The organism is Streptomyces sp. RFCAC02, from assembly GCF_004193175.1.
Classification (GTDB): domain Bacteria; phylum Actinomycetota; class Actinomycetes; order Streptomycetales; family Streptomycetaceae; genus Streptomyces.
Genome location: NZ_SAUH01000001.1, coordinates 2,468,429 through 2,487,857, shown reverse-complemented (window position 1 = coordinate 2,487,857; position 19,429 = coordinate 2,468,429). Strand labels below are relative to the sequence as shown.

The 19,429-nt window shown below is 75.4% G+C and carries 19 protein-coding genes; 12 read left to right on the top strand and 7 right to left on the bottom strand.

The window, feature by feature from the left end; translation table 11 throughout:
• The first annotated feature begins 136 nt into the window (after positions 1-136).
• From EMA09_RS11285 to EMA09_RS11275, 3 genes are read left to right on the top strand one after another with little or no spacing between them, the layout of a single operon-like run.
• Positions 137-1,459 carry a nucleotide sugar dehydrogenase gene (locus EMA09_RS11285; RefSeq protein ID WP_129840933.1) on the top strand — a complete coding sequence of 441 codons (1,323 nt, stop codon included), beginning with the start codon at positions 137-139 and terminating at the stop codon, positions 1,457-1,459.
• Positions 1,456-2,895, top strand: coding sequence for a glycosyltransferase (locus EMA09_RS11280; protein WP_240796350.1), 1,440 nt, complete (start codon positions 1,456-1,458; stop codon positions 2,893-2,895). Before EMA09_RS11285 ends, EMA09_RS11280 begins: the two co-directional genes overlap by 4 nt.
• A complete protein-coding gene (locus tag EMA09_RS11275) occupies positions 2,892-3,695 on the top strand; it encodes a polysaccharide deacetylase family protein (protein ID WP_168220706.1) in 804 nt (267 codons plus the stop codon). The genes EMA09_RS11280 and EMA09_RS11275 overlap by 4 nt, the downstream gene beginning before the upstream one ends.
• A 14-nt stretch (positions 3,696-3,709) precedes the next feature.
• Here EMA09_RS11275 and EMA09_RS11270 read toward each other — a convergent pair whose 3' ends face one another.
• The gene (locus EMA09_RS11270) at positions 3,710-4,090 is read right to left on the bottom strand and encodes a tautomerase family protein (RefSeq protein ID WP_129840931.1); all 381 of its coding nucleotides are present in this window, start codon (positions 4,088-4,090) and stop codon (positions 3,710-3,712) included.
• Between the two features lie 153 nt (positions 4,091-4,243).
• Between EMA09_RS11270 and EMA09_RS11265 the strand changes: the two genes are divergently transcribed.
• The 4 genes from EMA09_RS11265 to helR all read left to right on the top strand — a co-directional run bounded on the left by EMA09_RS11265 (position 4,244) and on the right by helR (position 8,519).
• Positions 4,244-4,690, top strand: a complete 447-nt coding sequence (locus tag EMA09_RS11265) for a hypothetical protein (RefSeq protein ID WP_129840930.1) — start codon at positions 4,244-4,246, stop codon at positions 4,688-4,690.
• Between the two features lie 33 nt (positions 4,691-4,723).
• Positions 4,724-5,389: an HAD hydrolase-like protein gene (locus EMA09_RS11260; protein ID WP_129840929.1), complete on the top strand. Its 666-nt coding sequence runs from the start codon at positions 4,724-4,726 to the stop codon at positions 5,387-5,389.
• Between the two features lie 23 nt (positions 5,390-5,412).
• On the top strand, positions 5,413-6,090 hold the full coding sequence (locus EMA09_RS11255; RefSeq protein WP_129840928.1) for a YdcF family protein: 678 nt from the start codon (positions 5,413-5,415) through the stop codon (positions 6,088-6,090).
• Between the two features lie 269 nt (positions 6,091-6,359).
• Positions 6,360-8,519, top strand: coding sequence for an RNA polymerase recycling motor ATPase HelR (helR, locus tag EMA09_RS11250; RefSeq protein ID WP_129840927.1), 2,160 nt, complete (start codon positions 6,360-6,362; stop codon positions 8,517-8,519).
• A 9-nt stretch (positions 8,520-8,528) separates the two neighbouring features.
• Here helR and EMA09_RS11245 read toward each other — a convergent pair whose 3' ends face one another.
• Entirely contained in the window at positions 8,529-9,179 is a 651-nt protein-coding gene (locus tag EMA09_RS11245) for an SDR family NAD(P)-dependent oxidoreductase (RefSeq protein WP_129840926.1), read from the bottom strand.
• 85 nt (positions 9,180-9,264) lie between these two features.
• On the opposite strand from EMA09_RS11245, the gene EMA09_RS11240 reads away from it, so the two are divergent.
• Positions 9,265-9,651 carry a MerR family transcriptional regulator gene (locus EMA09_RS11240; protein ID WP_129840925.1) on the top strand — a complete coding sequence of 129 codons (387 nt, stop codon included), beginning with the start codon at positions 9,265-9,267 and terminating at the stop codon, positions 9,649-9,651.
• A gap of 17 nt (positions 9,652-9,668) precedes the next feature.
• Here EMA09_RS11240 and EMA09_RS11235 read toward each other — a convergent pair whose 3' ends face one another.
• Positions 9,669-9,911 carry a hypothetical protein gene (locus tag EMA09_RS11235; protein ID WP_129840924.1) on the bottom strand — a complete coding sequence of 81 codons (243 nt, stop codon included), beginning with the start codon at positions 9,909-9,911 and terminating at the stop codon, positions 9,669-9,671.
• A gap of 174 nt (positions 9,912-10,085) precedes the next feature.
• On the opposite strand from EMA09_RS11235, the gene EMA09_RS29285 reads away from it, so the two are divergent.
• Entirely contained in the window at positions 10,086-10,469 is a 384-nt protein-coding gene (locus EMA09_RS29285) for a cold-shock protein (protein ID WP_129840923.1), read from the top strand.
• Positions 10,470-10,481: 12 nt separating this feature from the next.
• On the opposite strand, the gene EMA09_RS11225 is transcribed toward EMA09_RS29285, so the two are convergent.
• From EMA09_RS11225 to EMA09_RS11210, 4 genes are read right to left on the bottom strand one after another with little or no spacing between them, the layout of a single operon-like run.
• Positions 10,482-11,348, bottom strand: a complete 867-nt coding sequence (locus EMA09_RS11225; protein ID WP_129840922.1) for a 1,4-dihydroxy-6-naphthoate synthase — start codon at positions 11,346-11,348, stop codon at positions 10,482-10,484.
• Positions 11,345-12,082, bottom strand: coding sequence for a futalosine hydrolase (locus tag EMA09_RS11220; protein WP_206305936.1), 738 nt, complete (start codon positions 12,080-12,082; stop codon positions 11,345-11,347). Before EMA09_RS11220 ends, EMA09_RS11225 begins: the two co-directional genes overlap by 4 nt.
• A gap of 19 nt (positions 12,083-12,101) precedes the next feature.
• The gene (locus tag EMA09_RS11215; RefSeq protein ID WP_129840921.1) at positions 12,102-12,677 is read right to left on the bottom strand and encodes a hypothetical protein; all 576 of its coding nucleotides are present in this window, start codon (positions 12,675-12,677) and stop codon (positions 12,102-12,104) included.
• Between the two features lie 28 nt (positions 12,678-12,705).
• A complete protein-coding gene (locus EMA09_RS11210; RefSeq protein ID WP_129840920.1) occupies positions 12,706-14,124 on the bottom strand; it encodes an MFS transporter in 1,419 nt (472 codons plus the stop codon).
• Positions 14,125-14,471: 347 nt separating this feature from the next.
• Between EMA09_RS11210 and EMA09_RS11205 the strand changes: the two genes are divergently transcribed.
• The 3 genes from EMA09_RS11205 to EMA09_RS11195 all read left to right on the top strand — a co-directional run bounded on the left by EMA09_RS11205 (position 14,472) and on the right by EMA09_RS11195 (position 19,429).
• Positions 14,472-15,230, top strand: a complete 759-nt coding sequence (locus EMA09_RS11205) for a DUF3027 domain-containing protein (protein WP_129840919.1) — start codon at positions 14,472-14,474, stop codon at positions 15,228-15,230.
• Positions 15,231-15,320: 90 nt separating this feature from the next.
• Positions 15,321-18,491, top strand: coding sequence for a molecular chaperone Hsp90 (locus EMA09_RS11200; protein ID WP_129840918.1), 3,171 nt, complete (start codon positions 15,321-15,323; stop codon positions 18,489-18,491).
• Complete coding sequence (locus EMA09_RS11195) at positions 18,479-19,429, top strand: endo alpha-1,4 polygalactosaminidase (protein WP_129840917.1); 951 nt, start codon at positions 18,479-18,481, stop codon at positions 19,427-19,429. The genes EMA09_RS11200 and EMA09_RS11195 overlap by 13 nt, the downstream gene beginning before the upstream one ends.

The window sequence follows — 19,429 nt, the reverse complement described above, 5'->3', positions numbered from 1 at the left end:
GGGCCGGTGGTGCCGTGTGTCGCGCGTTTGCCCAGGTAGGCGGCCGGCGACCGGTGCCGCACGGGAGGCGGGGGTACGCAACACAGGAAATCGGATATACGCCATCAAATGCTCACAACTCGATACGCTCCTCCGCATGTCATCTGTGCTGACCGCCGCGCGCCCCCATCGGGCGCCGACACCGACGACCACCGTGGCCGTGGTCGGCCTCGGCTACGTCGGACTGCCCACCGCCATCGCGCTGCGGACCGCGGGCCACCGGGTCGTCGGCCTGGACGTCGACCCCCGGCGCATCGACCTCATCACCCGGGGCGGCGCCGACCTCCTGCCCCACGACCAGGACCGCCTCGGCGCGTACGTCGGCCGCCCCGGCTTCGCCCTCACCGGCGACCCGGCCGCGCTGGCCGGCGCGGACGCCGTCGTCGTCTGCGTGCCCACCCCCGTCGACCGCCACCTCGTCCCCGACCTGACCGCCCTGCGCGCCGCCTGCGAGACGGTCGTACGGCACGCCAGGGCCGGCCAGACGATCGTCCTCGCGTCGACCAGCTACGTCGGAACGACCAGGGAACTGCTCGTCGGCCCGCTCGCCGCCCGCGGCCTCGTACCGGGCCACGACGTGCACGTCGCCTGCGCCCCCGAACGCGTCGACCCCGGCCGTCCCAAGCACGCCCAGGAGACGACCACCCGCGTCGTCGGCGGACTCAGCCCGGCGTGCGGCCTGCGGGCCGCCGAGATCCTGCGCGGCACCGCCGGTGCCATCCACACGGTCGGCTCCCCGGAGGCCGCCGAGCTGACCAAGCTGCTGGAGAACACCTTCCGGGCCGTCAACATCTCCCTCGCCAACGAGTTCGCCGACATCGCCGGCGGCCTCGGCCTCGACCCGGCCGAGATCGTCGAGGCGGCGGCCACCAAGCCGTTCGGCTTCATGCCGTTCTGGCCGGGACCCGGCGCCGGCGGCCACTGCATCCCCTGCGACCCCCACTACCTGCTGTGGCAGTCCCGCGCCCGCCGTACGCCGCTGCCGGTGACCGAGGCCGCCATGACCGCCCTCGCCGCACGCCCCGGCGCCGTCGCCGAACGCGCGCTCGGCCTGCTGGCCGAGCGCGGGGTCCCCCGGCACGACGCCCGCGTGCTGGTCGTCGGCGTCGCCTACAAGCCGGGGGTCGCGGACGTCAGGGAGTCGCCCGCCGTCGAAATCCTCGCGGCCCTGTCCGCCGCCGGCGTCCGTGTCGCGTACACCGACCCGCTGATCCCCGCCCTCACGGCCGGCGGGCGCGTCCTGCGCCACCTCGACCCGTGGGCTCCGGCCGGCGACCCCGAGGACACGGGTCCCGCCTGGGACCTGGTGGTCGTGCACACGGCCCACCCGGGGCAGGACCTGACCTGGCTCGACGAACGCACGCCCGTACTGGACGCCACGTACCGGCTGCGCGACGTGGGACACCGGGTGGTCCTGTGAGCGCGCCACCGCGGACCGCGGCCCTGCCCGCCGCCCGGCGCACCGTCCCAGCTCCCCTCCCCGTTCCGGCGGCCGCCGACCGCGGCCGGCCGCGCCGCTCCCGGCTCCTCCTGGCCGCGCCCCTGCTGCTCCTCGCGTGGGGCGTGCCCAGGCTGGCGCAGGCCGTGACCCCCGTGCCCGCCCCGGCCGCCGCGTACGGCCTGCTGGCGATCGGCCTGTCCGCCGCCATGATGGTGCTCGCCTACCGCCGCTACGACGACCCGGCCGAGACCGTCATGCGCCGCAGGACCGCCGACGCCGCCGCCTTCCCCGCCCTGCCGGAGCGGCCGTCGGTGAGTTTCCTGCTCGCCGTGAAGGACGAACGCGACCGCGTCGAGGCGTGCGTACGCTCCATGGCCGCCAGCACATGGCCCGACCTGGAGATCGTCGTGGTGGACGACGGGTCCACCGACGGCACCGGCGACATCCTCCGCCGCCTCGCCCGCGAACTGCCCGTCCGGCTCGTCACGCTGGAGCGGAACATGGGCAAGAAGCACGCCCTCGTGCGCGGGGTGGCGCACGCCGGCGGGCAGGTCATCGCGTTCACCGACTCCGACTGCGTCCTCGCGCCCGACGCCCTCGCCCGCTGCGTCGCCGCACTCCGGCGGCACCCCGAACTCGGCGCGGTCAGCGGCCACGCCCGCGCCCTCAACGTGGGCCGCAGCCGCCTCGCGCGGCTCCAGGACGTCTGGTACGAGGGGCAGTTCCGCATCGCCAAGGCGGCGGAGTCGGCGTTCGGCGCGGTCACCTGCGTCTCCGGGCCGCTCGCCGTCTTCCGGCGGGAGGCGATCGAGGACCACCTGCCGGCCTGGGCCGGGGACCGGTTCCTCGGCGCCGAGTTCCGGTTCGCCACCGACCGCCAGCTCACCGGCTGGGTCATCGGCCAGCGGTGGCGGCGCACGGCGGCACGGCCGCGCCCCGCCGCGGCGGCGCACGCCGCGCGCCCGTGGCGCACCGCGTACTGCCGCTCCGCCTGGGTGTGGACGGCGGTGCCCGAGACACCCCGCGCGTTCCTCCGTCAGCAGGTGCGGTGGAAGAAGAGCTTCCTGCGCAACCTCGTCTTCACCGGCGGCTTCATGTGGCGGCTCGGCGCCGTGCCCGCGCTGCTGTACTACGGCCACGCCGTGCTGGTCCTGGCGTCGCCGTTCATGGTGGCGGCCCACCTCCTGTGGTGGCCCGTGCAAGGGCTCTGGGTGCTGACCGCCCTCTACCTGGCCGGCGTGCTCGTCAAGGGCCTCGCCTGGGGGCTCGCCTACCGGCTGGACCATCCCGGCTGCCCGCACTGGCGGTTGCGGCCCCTGATGAGCCTGCTGTCGGCCACCGCCCTGGCCTGGCTCCTCCCGTACGCCCTGCTGACGATCCGGCGCGGCGTCTGGACGCGGGGGGTGGCCCGGTGAACCGGCGGCGCTCCGGCCTCCGTTCCACGGCCGCCGCGCTGCTGGCGCTGTGCTCCGTGCTCGCCCTGGGCCTCACGCCGCAGACGGCGCACGCGTCCGCTCCCACGGTCGTCAGCCTCACGTTCGACGACGGGTACACGACGCACTGGACCGAGGCGGCGCCGATGCTCGAACGCCACGGCCTGCGCGCCACGTTCTACGTCAACACCGCCCGCATCGACCGCTCCGGCAGGCTCACGACCGACGAGGTGCGGCAGCTCGCCGACGCCGGGCACGAGATCGGCGGGCACACGCTCGACCACGCCCGGCTCACCGACGTCACGGCCGACGAACGGCGCCGGCAGGTCTGCGACGACCGCGACACCCTGCGCGGACTCGGCCTGCCCGCCACCACGTTCGCCGCCCCCTTCGGAGCGTCCGACGCGGACACGATGCGGGAGATCGCGTCCTGCGGCTACACGGCGGCGCGGGACGTGGGCGGCCTGGTCGACTGCGACGGCTGCCCGCCCGCCGAGACGTTGCCGCCCCGCGACGCCTACGCGATCCGCACGCCGTCCTCGGTCGGCGAGGGCACCACCGTGGCCGGCCTGAAGGCCATGGTGCGCGGCGCGGAGACCGCCGGCGGCTGGCTCCCGCTGGTCTTCCACCACATCTGCGACCCGTGCGAGGGCAATGCGGGGACCAAGGCGATCGCGCCGCGCGACCTGGAGCGGTTCCTGGCGTGGCTGGCCGCGCGCGAGGGGCGCGGCACCGTCGTGGCCACCGTCGCCGACGCGCTCGCCCGGGGCGGCGGGAGCTGACGGACGGCCCGCCGTCAGGCGGGTGGGGCGTACTGGGCCTCGCCGTGGCCGAACGACCAGTCGGCCGGGGCGTTCTCGGTCAGGACGACGACCACGTTGCGCGGCTCGGCGGCCCCGTACTCCGCGGCCAGTTCGGCGATCCGCCGGTACAGCGTCCGCTTCTGCTCCGGCGGCCGGCCGGCGCGCAGGGTGATCGACACGATGACGACGCCGTCGTCGCGGTCCACGCCCGGATAGCCGCCGTACCGCAGGGTGCCGTCGTGGCCGGTCAGCACGTGGAAGAGGTCGTCGGGCGGGAATCCCATGGCTTCGCCGAGGGCACGGTGGACGGCCCGGGACAGCGCGTCGAGGCGCTCGGGGCCGGCGTTCAGGGCGTCGATGCGGACGAGCGGCATGGCGGCGGTCTCCTTCCGGCGCGGCCGGGACCGGTCGCGCCGGACGCATCATACATACCAGTAGGTATAGAACGGGGCGGGTGGTCGCGGGCCTGTTCCCGTACGGGCCGCGCTCCTACGCTGGAAGCCACCCATCGCGTGGGGGAGGGCGCCATGGACGGCTCGGCGGTTCTCGTGGTCCTGGCCCTCGCCGCCGTCCTGCTGTGGCTCGCCCGCCGCGGCGAGGCCGGTCCCGGCCGGGGCGGCGACCTCGGCCCCTACCTGCGCGCGGCCCGCAGGGAGGCCCGGCTCGCCGCCAGGGCGCGGGCGGCCGGGGACCGGCGCCTGGCCGAGATCACGGCGGCCGGCGCCGACTTCGCGCGGCGCGCGACCGCCCAGGGCCTCGCCCCGGACGCCGAGCTGTGGTCGTCGGACGGCGGAACGGTGCCCGCCTGGCGCGTCGGCTCCCTCCACGTCGCCCCGGACGGCACCGTCTACGGCCCGGACGCACCGCTCGCCGAGCCCCTCACCAGCGCCTCCCGGGTCCCCGCCTGCACCTCGGCCGAGGGCGTGGAGACGTTCAAGCGCGCCCTCGCGCGGAGACTCGTGGCGGGCGGCTGACCGGCTCCCGCGGCCGCCCCGCACAATGGCCGCATGGAACCTTCCGCGCCCCCCACGCCCCGGCCGTCCACCCCGTTCACCATCGGTTTCGACCTCGACATGACGCTGGTGGACTCACGGCCCGGCATCGCCGACACCTACCGGGCGCTCGCCGCCGAGACGGGGACCTTCATCGACGCGGACCTCGCCGTCAGCCGGCTCGGTCCGCCGGTGGAGCAGGAGATCGCGCACTGGTTCCCGGCCGACCGGGTCCGCGCCATGAGCGACCGGTACCGCGCCCTGTACCCGGCCCACGGTGTCGAGGGCACACTGCCGCTGCCCGGCGCGCGCGAGGCCCTGGACGCCATCAGGGCGCGCGGCGGACGCTCCATGGTCGTCACGGCGAAGCACACGCCCAACGCCCGCCTGCACATCGAGCACCTGCAGCTGGCGGCGGACGTCCTCGTCGGCGACCTGTGGGCCGAACGGAAGGGCGTGGCGCTGCGCGAACAAGGCGCGAGCGTGTACGTCGGCGACCACGTGGGCGACGTACGGGCGGCCACCGCGGCCGGAGCACTGTCGGTGTCGGTGACGACCGGCCCGTGCGACGAACACGAACTGCGCTCGGCCGGCACCGCCGTCGTCCTGCCGGACCTGCTGTCGTTCCCGACCTGGCTGGACAACTGGCTGGAGGGGCATGGAGAGAACGCCGGAGCGTAACCACCGAACGAAGAGAGACGGCAGTGACAGAACCGACGGACATCCGCCGGGACGTGACCGACGAGCAGTGGGCGAACGCCCGGCTGATCTGGGACTACCACCTGATGGGTCACGAACTCCGGCCGGCGGACGCGGCCATCGGCCTCGGCAGCCATGACCTCGGCGTGGCGACGAGGACCGCCGAACTCCACCGGGCCGGGTTCTTCCCCGTCCTCGTCTTCACCGGCGGGAACAGCCCCACCACAGCGGCCCGCTTCCCGCGCGGCGAAGCCGTCCACTACCGGGAGCACGCGATCGCCCTGGGTGTGCCCGAGGCGGCCGTCCTGCTGGAGCCGCACGCGGCCAACACCGGTCAGAACATCGTCCACTCCCGGCGGGTCCTGGCCGAGGCGGGCGTTACCCCGGCATCCGTGCTGCTGGTCTCCAAGCCCTACATGGAACGTCGTGCGTACGCCACGGTCCGCAAACTCTGGCCCGGGGTCGACGTGCGCTGCGCCTCGGAAGCCCTGGAGCTCGACGACTACGTCACGAGCATCGGTGACGAAAGGCTCGTCCTGGACATGCTCGTCGGCGACCTTCAGCGGGTGATCGAGTACCCAAAGCTCGGCTTCGCCATCGAACAGGACGTCCCGGACGACGTGCTCGCCGCGTACGGAGGCCTCGTCTCCGCGGGTTTCACCAGCCGTCTCATCGCGCCCTGACGCGAACCGGGTGGCACGGCTCAGGTGGGCAGGCCACAGCGGGCGGGCGCCGTCGTACCCATGGGTGTCGTCCCGCCGGGTTTGTCGGCGTTTCGCCCGATGGGCCGCCTTGGGGGAGGCATGAAAAGAGCGAAGGAAGACACAGCTTTCCCTCGCCACTCTCAACGTATAGCGCACCCGGGGGCTTGCGGCAAGGCCCCCGTCGTGCCGCACAATCGCTCATCCAATGCCGGAACCTGTCGGAATGGGTGGTTCGCGAAGTGTGTGCAATGTTGTCGGCGCAGGAGCGTCGTGGTGGTGTGTTCGAGCTTGCCGATCGGCTCGCCGCCAAGGCCGACCCCGCGCTGATCGCCGCCGACGAGCGGCACTTCGCGGCCGTCGCCGGGAGTCTTGAGCGGTCCGTCGCCGAGCTGTCCGGGCGGCTCGACGCGCTCCGCAGGGCGCCCGGCGGACTCGGCCGCGAGGCGATGGACCGCGACGCCGAGATCCACCGGCTCACCGCCCGGCTGCGCGCCCTGAGCCGCTTCGGTCTCGACCTGTGCCTCGGCCGCATCGTCTCCGCCGACGACCCCGAGCCCGTGTACATCGGTCGGCTCGGCCTCACCGACGAGACGGGCCGCCGGCTGCTCATCGACTGGCGCACCCCGGCGGCCGAGCCGTTCTTCGCCGCCACCCACGCCGACCCGATGGGCCTCGCGAGCCGCCGCAGGTACCGCTGGACCGGCGGCCGGATCAGCGACTACTGGGACGAGGTGTTCGCCGCCGACGCGTTCGATGGGCACGCCGCGCTCGACGACCAGTCCGCGTTCATCGCGAGCCTCGGCGGCGACCGGTCGGCCCGGATGCGGGACGTGCTCGGCACCATCCAGGCCGACCAGGACGCCATCATCCGCGCCGGCTCCCGCGGCGCGCTCGTCGTGGACGGCGGCCCCGGCACCGGCAAGACCGTCGTCGCCCTGCACCGCTCCGCGTACCTCCTGCACGCGGATCCGCGGCTCGGCCACCGCAGGGGCGGCGTGCTGTTCGTCGGCCCCCACCGGCCCTACCTGGCGTACGTGTCCGACGTCCTGCCCAGCCTCGGCGAGGAAGGGGTGCAGACCTGCGTCCTGCGGGACCTCGTCCCCGAGGGTGCGTCCGCCGTCGCCGAGGCGGATCCCGAGGCGGCCCGGCTCAAGTCGTCCGCCGACATGGTCCGGGCCGTCGAGACGGCCGTCAGGTTCTACGAGGAGCCGCCCACCGAGGACCTGATCGTCTCGACCCCCTGGGACGACATCCCGTTGAGCGCCGGCGACTGGGCCGAGGCGTTCGACGCCGTCGAGCCGGGCACCCCGCACAACGAGGCGCGCGAGCAGATCTGGGAGGAACTCGCCACCCTCCTCCTGCAGCGGATCGACGGCGACGACGTGCCGCCCGACCTGTTCCGCCGGTCGCTGCGCGCCGACCGTGACCTCGTCACCGCGCTGAACCGCGCCTGGCCGCTGCTGGAGGCGACCGACCTCGTCGGCGACCTGTGGACGGTGCCCGCCTACCTGCGGATGTGCGCCCCCTGGCTCACTCCCGACGAGGTACGGCGGCTGCGGCGGACCGACGCGCACGCGTGGACCGTCGCCGACCTGCCGCTCCTCGACGCCGCCCGGCACCGGCTCGGCGACCCCGAGGCGGCCCGCCGCAGGCGCCGGCAGGACGCCGCGCTCGCCGCCGAACGCGCCCGCATGGCCGACGTCATCGACGACCTGCTGCGGGCCGACGACGACGGCGAGGGCGCCGTCACGATGCTGCGCGGGCAGGACCTGCGGGACAGCCTGGTGGACGAGGCCGCGGCACCCATCGCCGACCCCGACCGGCTCGCGGGACCGTTCGCCCACGTCATCGTCGACGAGGCGCAGGAACTGACCGACGCGGAATGGCAGATGCTGCTGCTGCGCTGCCCGTCGCGGAGCTTCACCATCGTCGGGGACCGGGCGCAGGCGCGGCACGGCTTCACCGAGTCGTGGCGCGAACGGCTCGGCCGCGTCGGCCTGGACCGGATCGGGATGGCCTCCCTGAGCATCAACTACCGCACGCCGGAAGAGGTCATGGCGGAGGCCGAGCCGGTCATCAGGGCCGCCCTGCCGGACGCCAACGTGCCGGTCTCGGTGCGCGCCGGCGGCATCCCCGTCACGCACGGGTCCGCCGCCGACCTGCCCTCGGTGATCGACGGCTGGCTCGCCGCGAACGCCGACGGCGTCGCCTGCGTCATCGGCGCCCCGGCGTTCCCCGAGCGGCCGCGCGTCAGGTCGCTGACCCCGGCGCTGGCGAAGGGCCTGGAGTTCGACCTGGTCGTCCTCGTGGACCCGGAGGCGTTCGGCGACGGCGTCGGCGGCGCGGTGGACCGCTACGTCGCGATGACACGGGCGACCCGGCAGCTCGTCGTCCTCACGGGCGGCTGAGCGACGCGTTCACCCGCCGTGGACGATCTCCAGCTCCCATTCGTGCCGCCGCTGTGCGTGCAGCCGCCAGTAGTGCTCGGCTATGTCCCGCGGATCGAACGCCGTGCCCGGCGCGACCGGGCCGGCCACGGTCACGGTGGCCACGTGGACGCCCGAGGACCCGTACTGCGCATCCAGGAGTGCGACGAGCGCCCGCACACCTGCCTTGCCGAGCGAGAGGCTCACGTACTCCGGCTTCGGCTCGGGCATGCCGCCGGTGACGATGAACGAACCGTTCCCTCGGCTCGCCATCGCCGGTGCCACATGGGCGGCCGCGGTGAGCGCTCCCACCACGTTGACCGCCCAGGCGTCCAGGTGGGCACGTACGGACAACTCGCCGGGCCTGTCGGGGCGGATGAGCGCCGCGTTGTAGACCACGGCGTCCGGCGGGCCGAGTTCCTCCGCCGCGGCGTCGAGGGCGGCCCGCAGCGCCGTCTCGTCGGTACTGTCGGCGGTCAGGGGGACGACGCGCGGACCGACGTCCCCGACCGCGTCGGCCACGGCCGTCGCCGTCCGACGGGTCCGGGCGATGACGGCGGCGGGAAGCCCCGCACGCGCGAACCGGCGGGCGACCGCCTGCCCGATCCCCGGTCCCGCTCCGATGACCACAACTCCCGGCATAGCCGCTCCCTCTCACCCGTCAGCGCTTCTGGGAGCAAGCTAAGGTCTCTCATCGGTGTGAGGGTCAAGAGCGAAGTGGGGCCGCATGAGAATCGGTGACGTGGTACGCCGGACCGGCGTCAGCCAGCGGCTCTTGCGTTACTACGAGGAGCAAGGACTGCTGCGGCCCGCGCGGCTGCCCAACGGGTACCGCGAGTACACCGAGGCGGACGTCGCGACGGTCCACCGCGTCCGCACGCTGCTCGACGCCGGTCTTGGCACCGCCGTCATCGCGCGCCTGCTGGACTGCGTCCACGAGGACGGCGACGTCATGGCGCTGTCGTCGTGCCCGGGCACGATCGGCCGTCTCCGCCGCGAGCAGGCCCGTATCGCCGGCGAGGTCGCGCGACTCCAGGCGTCCCACCGGGCACTGGGCACCCTGCTGGCCGCCACCCTCCCGGAGCCGGAGCCGGCACCGCCGATCAACGGGTGACCAGGGGCCGCCCGGCGTCAGCCGTGGTCCGGGCCGCCGTCGCGTGCCGTGCGGCGCTGGTGCGCGATGGAGCGCAGCAGGCCCGCCGCCGCGATCAGGAAGCCGACGCCCATCAGCATCGACACCGCGTACGCGACGGACGGCAGCGGGTCCGTGCCGATGAACAGCGGGACGACCGTGACCAGTGTCGCGATCGCGCCGACGAGGAAGACGACACCGCCCGTCCGCACGAGCGCGTCCCCTGGATTGTTGTCACTCACCCCTCCAGGGTCGCAGACGCCCGGGCCGCGGCATACTCCGGCCGTGCCCTGGGCAGTCATCCTCCGAAACGGCCCGGCGGCATCTTGTCACCGGGCCGGGGCCGGTTAGCCTTGGCTGCGAGGCGGGTCCAGCGGCCCGCCGTACCTGTATGACGAGTGCGAGGACGGGGACACGTGCCTACCGGCAAGGTGAAGTGGTTCAACAGTGAGAAGGGCTTCGGCTTCCTCTCCCGCGACGACGGCGGTGACGTCTTCGTCCACTCCTCCGCCCTGCCCAGCGGTGTCGACACCCTGAAGCCGGGCCAGCGCGTGGAGTTCGGCGTCGTCGCCGGGCAGCGCGGTGACCAGGCGCTCTCCCTCACCCTGCTCGACCCGGTGCCGTCCGTGGCCGCAGCGCAGCGGCGCAAGCCCGACGAACTGGCCGGCATCGTGCAGGACCTCACGACGCTGCTCGAAGGCATCTGCCAGCAGTTGGAGCGCGGCCGCTACCCCGAGCGCGCCAGCGGCCGCAAGGTCGCCGGCATGCTGCGTGCCGTCGCCGACCAGCTCGACGTCTGACGCGGGCGGAGTTCAGGAGTCGAGGGCCGTCGTGGCCGGCAGGAGTCCCTCGCCGGCCGCGCGCGTCAGCAGCTCCCGCACGGCGGCGTGGCCGGCCTCGCCGAGATCGGCCGTGAAGTCGTTGACGTACAGGCCGATGTGGGCGTCGGCGACGGCCGGGTCCATCTCCTGCGCGTGCGCGAGGACGTAGGCGCGGCTCGCCGCCGGGTCGTCCCACGCCTGCCGCACGGAGGCGCGGATCGCGTCGGTGACGGCCCGCAGCCGCTCCTCGCCGAGCGACCGCTTCGCGATGATCGCGCCGAGCGGGATGGGGTGGCCCGTCGTGCCCTCCCAGAACTCGCCCATGTCCGCGACCTTGTGCAGCCCGTAGCCCCGGTACGTGAAGCGCGCCTCGTGGATGACGAGACCCGCGTCCACCTTCCCGTCGCGCACGGCCGGCATGATCTCGTGGAACGGCAGCACCACCACCTCGCCGACGCCGCCCGGCACCTGCGCCGCCGCCCACAGCCGGAACAGCAGGTACGCCGTGGACTTCACGCTCGGCACCGCCACCGTCCTGCCGGTCAGGTCGAGCGGCCCGGCGCCCTCCGTCCGCGTGAGGACGAGCGGCCCGCAGCCGCGGCCCAGCGCGCCGCCGCACGGCAGCAGCGTGTACCGGTCCAGCACGTACGGCAGGACCGCGTACGACACCTTCAGGATGTCGCCCTCGCCGCGCTCGGCCATGGCGTTGGTGATGTCGATGTCGGCGAACGTCACGTCGACCGGCGGCGCGCCCGCGACCCGGCCGTGCGCCCACGCGTGGAAGACGAACGTGTCGTTCGGGCAGGGGGAGTAGGTGATGCCGAGCGGCCGCTCCGCGCCGGTGGTGGGGGACGTCATGAGTGATCTCGCTCCTTCGCATGCGGGGTCGCCGCGGCCCAGGCCCGCAGGGCCGGTCCGGCGGCGGTGAACGCCCGGGTCAGCGCCGCCAGGGCCTCGGGGACGCGCCAGCCGGCGCGGTCGCGGGGGCCGACGGCGTTGGACACCGTGCGGATCTCCAGGACGGGCAGTCCGTGCAGCGCGGCGGCGGTCGCGACGCCGGCGCCCTCCATCGCCTCGGCGACCGCGCCCCGGTGGCGCGCGGCGAGCGACGCGGCGCGCTCGGCGGTGCCGGTCGCCGTCGAGACGGACAGGACGGGGCCGACGACGGCGCCCGTCGCGCCGGCGACGGCCCGGGCCAGGTCCGGGTCCGGGCGGTGCGCGACCGTGCCGAAGCCGAGGGCCGCGGCGTCCGTGAAGCCCTCGGCCGTGTCACTGCCGAAGTCGGCGGTCAGGATGTCGGACGCCACGACCGTCCCGCCGACCGGGACGGCCCCGGCGAAGCCGCCGGCGATGCCGGCCGAGACGACCAGCCCGTGGCCGCCGCCGAGGGCGAGCGCGGTGGCCGTCCCCGCGGCGGCGGCGGCCGGTCCGGCGCCGGCGGCGAGCACGTCCAGCTCGACGCCGTCGCACAGGGGCACGCGCGCGAGTCCGAGGCCGCCGGTGAGGGGACGCCGCACGGGCGCGCCCCGCCCGGCGCGCGCGACCGCCTCGCCCTCCGCCGCGACGGCGGTGGTGACGAGGATCCGCAGCATCGAGGGGGCGCCCGTCGGCTCAGTCCTCGTCGTCCGTCGAGATCCGCGCGCCCCAGACGCCCTCGGCCTGCTCGTACAGGTCCTGGATGGTGGCGATCTGCGCCATGTCGAACCCGTCCACCACCTTGACCAGGGTCACCCGCGCCGGGCCGCCCGTGGGCTGCCCGCCCTGCTGCGCGACCTGGCTGTCGGCCTGCGCCGCGGCCTGCGTGATCGTGTCCACCGGCACGGTCTGGTACGTCGAGGTGTACGGCTCGTTGAGCGGCAGATCGTTGACCAGGACGATCCAGCCGCCGCCCTCGGCGATCTCCGGGTCCACGCCGATGCGGAACGTCTCACCGGGCTTCGCGGTGAACGACGGCACGTCCTCGGACGCCGCGCACTCCTGGCCGCGCTCGGCGCCCAGCGTGTCGCCGCCGCCGGCCCAGCAGTCGTGGTCGGCCTCGGCGGACTCCGTGCCCGCGTTCAGGGTGAAGTGGGCGCTCGGCGTCGGCGCGTCGCAGCCGGTCAGCGCGGCGAGACCCAGCGAAACAGCGCCGACGGCAAGAGTGGAGCGGATGGCGCGGCGGCGCCGGTTCGTGGAGAGCGCAGTCATGCGGGCAGGGTACCCGCGCGCCCCGTCCTCACCGGACTCGGGGGTGCGACGTGCCGCGCCGTACGGCGCCCAGCAGCGCGCGCAGGCTGAACGCCAGCCCGACGAACACGAGACCCGCCGACACCCACATGCCCAGCTCGCCGTTCAGCGGCAGCCCGATGCCGATCGCACCGCCCAGGACCCACGCCATCTGCACGGCCGTCTCCGAGCGGGCGAACGCCGACGTCCGCACGACCTCGGGCACGTCGCGCTGGATCATCGCGTCGAGCGACAGCTTCCCCAGCGCCTGGCAGACGCCCGCGACCGCGCACACCAGCACGACGGTGCCCGCCGCGTAGTGGAGCCCGGCGGCCGCGGTGGCGGTGAGGGCGAGCAGCAGCATGACGAGGAGGATCAGCTCGGGGGCGCGGTCGCGCAGCCAGTTGCCGAGGAGGTTGCCGGACGCGTTGCCCGCGCCGGCGGCCAGGCCGACCAGGCCGAGCGAGAACGCCGCCGTCAGCCCCGGCAGCGACTCCGAGCGCAGCAGGAACGCCATGAAGAACAGCAGGAACCCGGACAGCGCGCGCAGCGACGCGTTCGCCAGGAGGGCCTTCGCCACCGGCGATCCGCCGGCCGGGAGCAGCCCGCCGCGCCCGCCGTCGTCCCGTTCCCTGGCCAGGGCGGCGCGGGTCTCGCGGAGTTCGGCGAGGTGGTACGTCCGCTCGCCGCGCGCCAGGTCCACCTGCCCGGGCAGCCGGAAGGAGAGGAACGCGCCGACGACGGTGATGGCGCAGGCCGCGTAGAGGGGCCAGCGTTCCCCGAGGGCGCCGAGCGCGAGGCCGAGCGGCGCGGCGGCGCCGGCCGAGATGAGGCCCGTCAGCGTTATCCGGGCGTTCGCCTTCACCAGGGAGATGCGGGACGGCAGCAGGCGCGGCACGACGGCGGCCCGCACGATGTTGTACGCCTTCGAGCAGACCATCACGCCGAGCGCCGCCGGGTACAGGGCGAGCCCGCCGCCCGCGACGGCCGCCGCGATGACGAGGGCCAGCGTGCCGCGCGCGAGGAGCGCCCCCGCCATCGCGGCGCGCCGCCCGTGCGGCACCCGGTCGAGCAGCGGGCCGATGACGGGCGCCAGCAGGATGAAGGGGGCCATCGTGATGGCCAGGTAGAGCGCGACCCGGCCGCGCGCCTCCGCGGTCGGCACGGAGAAGAAGATGGTCGACGCCAGCGCCATCGTGACGAGCATGTCGCCGGCGGAGTGCACGGCGTGCAGCTCGATCAGTTTCGAAAGCCCCGTCTCGCCCGCGCCCTGAGCGGTCGTCGCGCGGCGGATGCGGCGTCCGACGGCGAGCGGGACGGCCCGTACGGCATGGCCGGCGGACCGGGCGCCGCGGGTGAGGCGGCCCGAGCCGGTCTTGGGGTCGGTGTCGGACGAACTGCCAGCGGCCACGGTCTCAAGCCTACGCATATGCGACCCCCCGGTTCCTGCTGCGCGCACTGCTGTCCTGCCGGTTTTCACCGGTGTTCCCGACGGGCGGGCGTGCCGTTCCGGTTACCCCGTGGGGGCGTGCGCGAACGGGGCGCGCGGACGGGTTCACGACGCGCCGGCGCCCGGCCGCCGGGTGCCCGGGGGTCCGGCGGCGGACGTGGGCGGCGACCGGTCGGGGCGTGCGGTAGCGTGGGCGGACGGTGCGCCTTGCCTCGTTCAGCACGACGTCTGCAGCGGTCCCAGAGTCCGCTCCGTCGGCTCCGTTCGCCCCCTGGCGCCCGCACCGGTACGACGGCGGAGGAGAGAGAGTTCTCGTGAATGCTGGGATGCGAAGCCGTACGCCCGACCGGCTCTGCGCCGAGGCGGTGGACGTGGCCCGCGACGCGGCTGCCAGGGCCGCGCACCCGCAGCCGCTCGGGGCGTATCTCGGGGCCGTCGCCGAGGGCGACCGGCTGGTGACCCACCTCTTCGCCAGCGAGGACCCCGGCTACCCGGGGTGGCGCTGGGGCGTCACGGTCGCGCGCGCCGCGCGCGCCAAGTACGTCACGGTGGACGAGGTGGCGCTCACCCCGGGGCCCGACGCGCTGCTCGCCCCCGCCTGGGTGCCGTGGCACGAGCGGCTGCGGCCGGGCGACCTCGGCCCCGGCGACCTGCTGCCCGCCGAGGACGACGACCTGCGGCTCGAACCGGGCTGGACCCCCGGCACTGCCGAGGCCCCCGAGCACGCCACCGCCGAGCGCGCCCAGGTCACGGATGTCGCGCTCCAGCCCGGTCTCGGCCGGCGGCGCGTCCTGTCGTGGGCCGGTGTCAGCGAGGCGGCGGACCGCTGGGAGGAGACCCACGGGCCGCGCACGCCGATGGCGGAGAACGCCCCGGGGCCGTGCGTGAGCTGCGGGTTCCTGCTGCCGATGGCGGGTCAGCTGCGGCAGGCGTTCGGTGTCTGCGGGAACGGCTACTCGCCCGCCGACGGCCGGGTCGTGTCCCTGGCGTACGGCTGCGGCGCGCACTCGGAGGCGGCGCGGGCGCCCGAGCCGCAGCGGCCGGCCCCGCCGGTCATCGACCACATGGGCGCCGACCCCCTGTGACCGGCGGCTCCGCGGCGGCCCGCCCCGGGCCGCCGCGGGCGTGACCCACCGGAATCCGGGCGCTACCGCACACCCGGTACTGTCGCACCCGTGACCACCGACCACAGCGACGATCCCTTCGACACCGGACGGTTGCGGTCCGGCGTGCTCAGCGCCTGGTCCGCCTCGCCGGCGCGCTTCCGCGAGGACGCGAACGCGGAGGAGGACCTCGCCAGGGGCGGCTACCGCGACCGCCTCGTCGTCGAGCTGGCGCAGAACGCCGCCGACGCCGCGGCGCGCGCCGGCGAGCCGGGGCGCCTGCTGCTGTCCCTCCGCGACGGGACCCTGGTCGCCGCGAACACCGGTACGCCCATCGACGCGGCGGGCGTCGAATCGCTGTCCACGCTGCGGGCCTCCGCGAAGCGCGACGGCGAACCGGCCCCCGGCAGCGGCACGGCCCCGCCGGGCGCGCGGGGCGCGGTCGGCCGCTTCGGCGTCGGGTTCGCCGCCGTCCTCGCGGTGAGCGACGCCCCGGCCGTGGCGAGCGCGACCGGCGGGGTGCGCTGGTCCCTCGCCGAGGCGACGGCGCTGGCCCGGGAGACCGCCGAGGGCAACGACCGTCTCGTCGCCGAACTCGACCGCCGCGCCGGCGAGCGGCACGCCGTCCCGCTGCTGCGGCTGCCGCTGCCCGCGCAGGACCTCACCGTGCCGGACGGGTACGACACCGCCGTCGTCCTGCCGTTGCGCGACGTGGCGGCCGAGGACCTGGCGAACCGGCTGCTCGACGGCGTGGACGACACGCTGCTCCTCGCGCTGCCGGGGCTCGTCGAGATCACCGTCGTCACGCCGAGCGGCGAGCGGACGCTGACCCGCGCCCAGTTCGGCCCCTACACGCAGATCACGGAGGAGCCGGGACCGGCCGGCAGCGCCGTGCGCTCCACGCGCTGGCGCGTCGCGACCGCGAGCGGCGAGGCCGACCCCGAGCTGCTGGCGGACCGTCCGCTGGAGGAGCGGGAGCGGCCCCACTGGTCCCTCACCTGGGCCGTGCCCGTCGACGCGGAGGGCGCCCCCGCCGCGCCCGCGAGCGCGCCCGTCGTCCACGCGCCGACGCCGACGGACGACCCGCTGGGCCTGCCGGCGCTGCTCATCGCCTCGTTCCCGCTGGAGCCGACGCGCCGCCACGTCGCGCCCGGCCCGCTCACGGACTTCCTGCTGCGCCGCGCCGCCGACACGTACGTCGAGCTGCTGACCGCCTGGCGGCCCGTCACGGCCGGGACGCTGCAGCTCGTTCCCGGGCCGCTGGGGCGCGGCGAGCTGGACGGCGCGCTGCGCGTGCTGCTGCTCGACCGGCTGCCGGGCGCCGCGTTCCTGCCGAGCGGGGCGCCGCCCGGCGGCGAGGACGCCCCGGAGGCGCTGCGCCCGTCCGAGGCCGAGCTGGTGGAGCGCGCGGGCGCCGACACCGTCGCCGTCCTCGCCGAGCTGTTCCCGCACCTGCTGCCGGCCGGGCTCGAACGCCGCGCGGAGCTCCGCGTCCTGGAGGTGACCCGCGTCCCCCTCGGGGAGGCCATCGACCGCCTGGCGGGCGTCGAGCGGCCCGCCGAGTGGTGGTGGCGGCTGTACGAGTCGCTCGCGGGCGTCGATCCCGAGCTGCTGACGGGGCTGCCCGTGCCGCTGGCGGACGGCCGTACCGTCATCGGGCCGGGACGGGTGCTGCTGCCCGTCGCGGGCACCGACCCGGACGCCCTCGGGCGCCTCGGCCTGCGGATCGCGCACCCCGACGCGGCGCACCCGCTGCTGGAGAAGCTGGGCGCCGCCCCGGCGACCCCGCGCGCGGTCCTGACGAGCCCGCAGGTGCGGGCCGCCGTCGCCGCGTCCGCCGACCCGGACGCGTGGGACGGCCGTGACGTGTGGGACGAGGACGCGGTCCCGGCGGCCGAACTGGCCGGCATCGTCCTCGGCCTCGTACGGGACGCGGGGCTGCGGCCCGGCGACGAACCGTGGCTCGCCGCCCTCGCGCTGCCCGACGAGGACGGCGAACTCTCCCCGGCCGGCGACCTGGTGCTGCCCGGCAGCCCGTTCCAGGAGATCATCCGCCCCGGTGAGCTGCCCGCCTGCGACGCCGCGCTCGCCGAACGGTGGGGCGCGGGGCCGCTCACCGCCGTGGGCGTGCAGGCCGACCTCGCGCTGGTGCGGGCCGGTGACGTCGTCCTCGACCCGGACGAACTGGAACCGCGCGACAGCGCCTTCGCCGAACCCGACGACATCGGCCTCCTCGACGCCGTGGACGTGTGGTGCGAGGACCTCCTCGACGCCCTGCCCGGCACGGACCTCCCGCCGGTCGCCGCCGAGGTGCTGGCCGTCCGCGACCTGGAACTCGTGGACGACGACCAGTGGCCCCGCGCCCTGGCCCTCATCGCCGGGTCCCCCGAGCTGCGGGCCGCGCTGACGGCGCCGGTGCGCGTCCGCATGCCCGACGGCACGGTCGAGACGGCCCGCCCGTACACGGCGTGGTGGCTGCGCGGCGCCCCGGTGCTCGACGGCCGCCGCCCGGCGGGCCTGCGCGCGGCCGGCGGCGACCCGCTGCTCGCCGGCCTGTACGAGGACGCCGACACGGCGGACGTGGACGACGAGGTGCTGCACGCCCTCGGCGTGCGCACGTCCGCGCGCGCCCTGCTCGCCGAACCGGGCGGCGCCGCCGACCTGCTGGCGCGCCTCGCCGACCCGGAGGTCACGGGCGTGACGGCCGCCCAGCTCCACGGCCTGTACGCGCTGCTGGCCCGCCTCGACCCGGAGGACGTGACGCTGCCGGACGAGGTGCGGGCCGTCGTGGACGGCGAGGTGCGGATCGTTCCCGTGGCGTCCGCGCTGGTGGCGGACGCGCCGGACCTGCTGCCGCTCGCCGCGGGCCGCGCGCTGCTCCCGGTGCCGCCGGGGCTCGCGGCGGACCTGGCGTCGGTGCTGGACGTGGCGCCGCTGAGCGCGGCCCTGCCGGCGCCGCCGCCGGCGGGCGGCACGGAGCGCGCGGTGCCGGACGCCGCCCGCGCCCTGCTGGGCGACGACACCCCGGCGACGTATGTGGAGCACGACGGACTCGTCGTGGACGGCACGGAGATCGCGTGGCGGCTGACGGCGGACGGGGTGCTGCACGCGGCGACGTTCGAGGGGCTCGCGGCCGGGCTCGCGTGGGCGACGGGCCGGTGGCCCCGCAGGTTCGAGCTGGCCGCGCTCCTGGAGGACCCGGCGCGGGCCGCGGAATTGGAGACGGCGCGATGGTTCGACTGAGGCGGGCCGTGGCGGTGGCGGCGCTGCTGGTGCCGCTGCTGTCCTGCGGCTCGGGCGGTTCCGGCGACGGCGACAACGCGGGGACGGACGAGGCGGGCGGGGCCACCGCCACGGCGACGGAGGCCGCGTCCCCGGCACCGGCTGAGTCCGAGCCGTCGGAGGAGCTCGAGGAGTCCGAGCAACCGGCCGGGACCGAGCAGCCGGACGATGCCGCGGGTGCCGCGGGCGACTGGTGGCGGCCGGCAGCCGGTACGGACTGGCAGTGGCAGCTCACCGGCGAGATCGACACCTCCGTGGACGCCCCGGTGTACGACATCGACGGCTTCGAGACCGACGCCTCGGTCGTGGACGGACTCCACGCCGACGGCCGCAAGGTCATCTGCTACATCAACGTCGGCGCGTTCGAGGACTGGCGCCCCGACGCGGCCGACTTCCCCGACGAGGTCATCGGCAACGACCTGGCGGAGTGGGAGGGCGAACGCTGGCTGGACGTCCGGCGGCTCGACGTCCTCGAACCCATCATGGCCGCCCGCTTCGACATGTGCGCCGAGAAGGGCTTCGACGCCGTCGAGCCGGACAACATGGACGGCTACGACAACGACCCCGGCTTCCCCCTGACCAGGGCGGACCAGATCGCGTACAACCGCATGATCGCCGACCTCGCCCACGAGCGCGGCCTCGCGGTCGGCCTGAAGAACGGCCTGGACCAGATCGACGAGCTGGTCGACGACTTCGACTTCTCCGTCAACGAGGAGTGCGCCCACTACGAGGAGTGCGAACTCCTCACGCCGTTCATCGAGGCGGGCAAGCCGGTGTTCCACGTGGAGTACGAGATGACCACGGACGAGTTCTGCCCCATCACGCAGCCGCTCGGCTTCAGCTCCCTCGCCAAGAACTGGGACCTCGACCCCTGGCGCGAGACCTGCCCCGCGCCCTGA

Excerpts from the sequence above, each read along its gene's own strand:
- EMA09_RS11285 (WP_129840933.1), top strand. The coding sequence starts at position 137 with ATGTCATCTGTGCTGACCGCCGCGCGCCCCCATCGGGCGCCGACACCG.
- EMA09_RS11270 (WP_129840931.1), bottom strand. The coding sequence starts at position 4,090 with ATGCCGCTCGTCCGCATCGACGCCCTGAACGCCGGCCCCGAGCGCCTC.
- EMA09_RS11265 (WP_129840930.1), top strand. The coding sequence starts at position 4,244 with ATGGACGGCTCGGCGGTTCTCGTGGTCCTGGCCCTCGCCGCCGTCCTG.
- EMA09_RS11260 (WP_129840929.1), top strand. The coding sequence starts at position 4,724 with ATGGAACCTTCCGCGCCCCCCACGCCCCGGCCGTCCACCCCGTTCACC.
- helR (WP_129840927.1), top strand. The coding sequence starts at position 6,360 with ATGTTGTCGGCGCAGGAGCGTCGTGGTGGTGTGTTCGAGCTTGCCGAT.
- EMA09_RS11245 (WP_129840926.1), bottom strand. The coding sequence starts at position 9,179 with ATGCCGGGAGTTGTGGTCATCGGAGCGGGACCGGGGATCGGGCAGGCG.
- EMA09_RS11240 (WP_129840925.1), top strand. The coding sequence starts at position 9,265 with ATGAGAATCGGTGACGTGGTACGCCGGACCGGCGTCAGCCAGCGGCTC.
- EMA09_RS11225 (WP_129840922.1), bottom strand. The coding sequence starts at position 11,348 with ATGACGTCCCCCACCACCGGCGCGGAGCGGCCGCTCGGCATCACCTAC.
- EMA09_RS11220 (WP_206305936.1), bottom strand. The coding sequence starts at position 12,082 with ATGCTGCGGATCCTCGTCACCACCGCCGTCGCGGCGGAGGGCGAGGCG.
- EMA09_RS11215 (WP_129840921.1), bottom strand. The coding sequence starts at position 12,677 with ATGACTGCGCTCTCCACGAACCGGCGCCGCCGCGCCATCCGCTCCACT.
- EMA09_RS11210 (WP_129840920.1), bottom strand. The coding sequence starts at position 14,124 with ATGCGTAGGCTTGAGACCGTGGCCGCTGGCAGTTCGTCCGACACCGAC.
- EMA09_RS11205 (WP_129840919.1), top strand. The coding sequence starts at position 14,472 with ATGCGAAGCCGTACGCCCGACCGGCTCTGCGCCGAGGCGGTGGACGTG.
- EMA09_RS11195 (WP_129840917.1), top strand. The coding sequence starts at position 18,479 with ATGGTTCGACTGAGGCGGGCCGTGGCGGTGGCGGCGCTGCTGGTGCCG.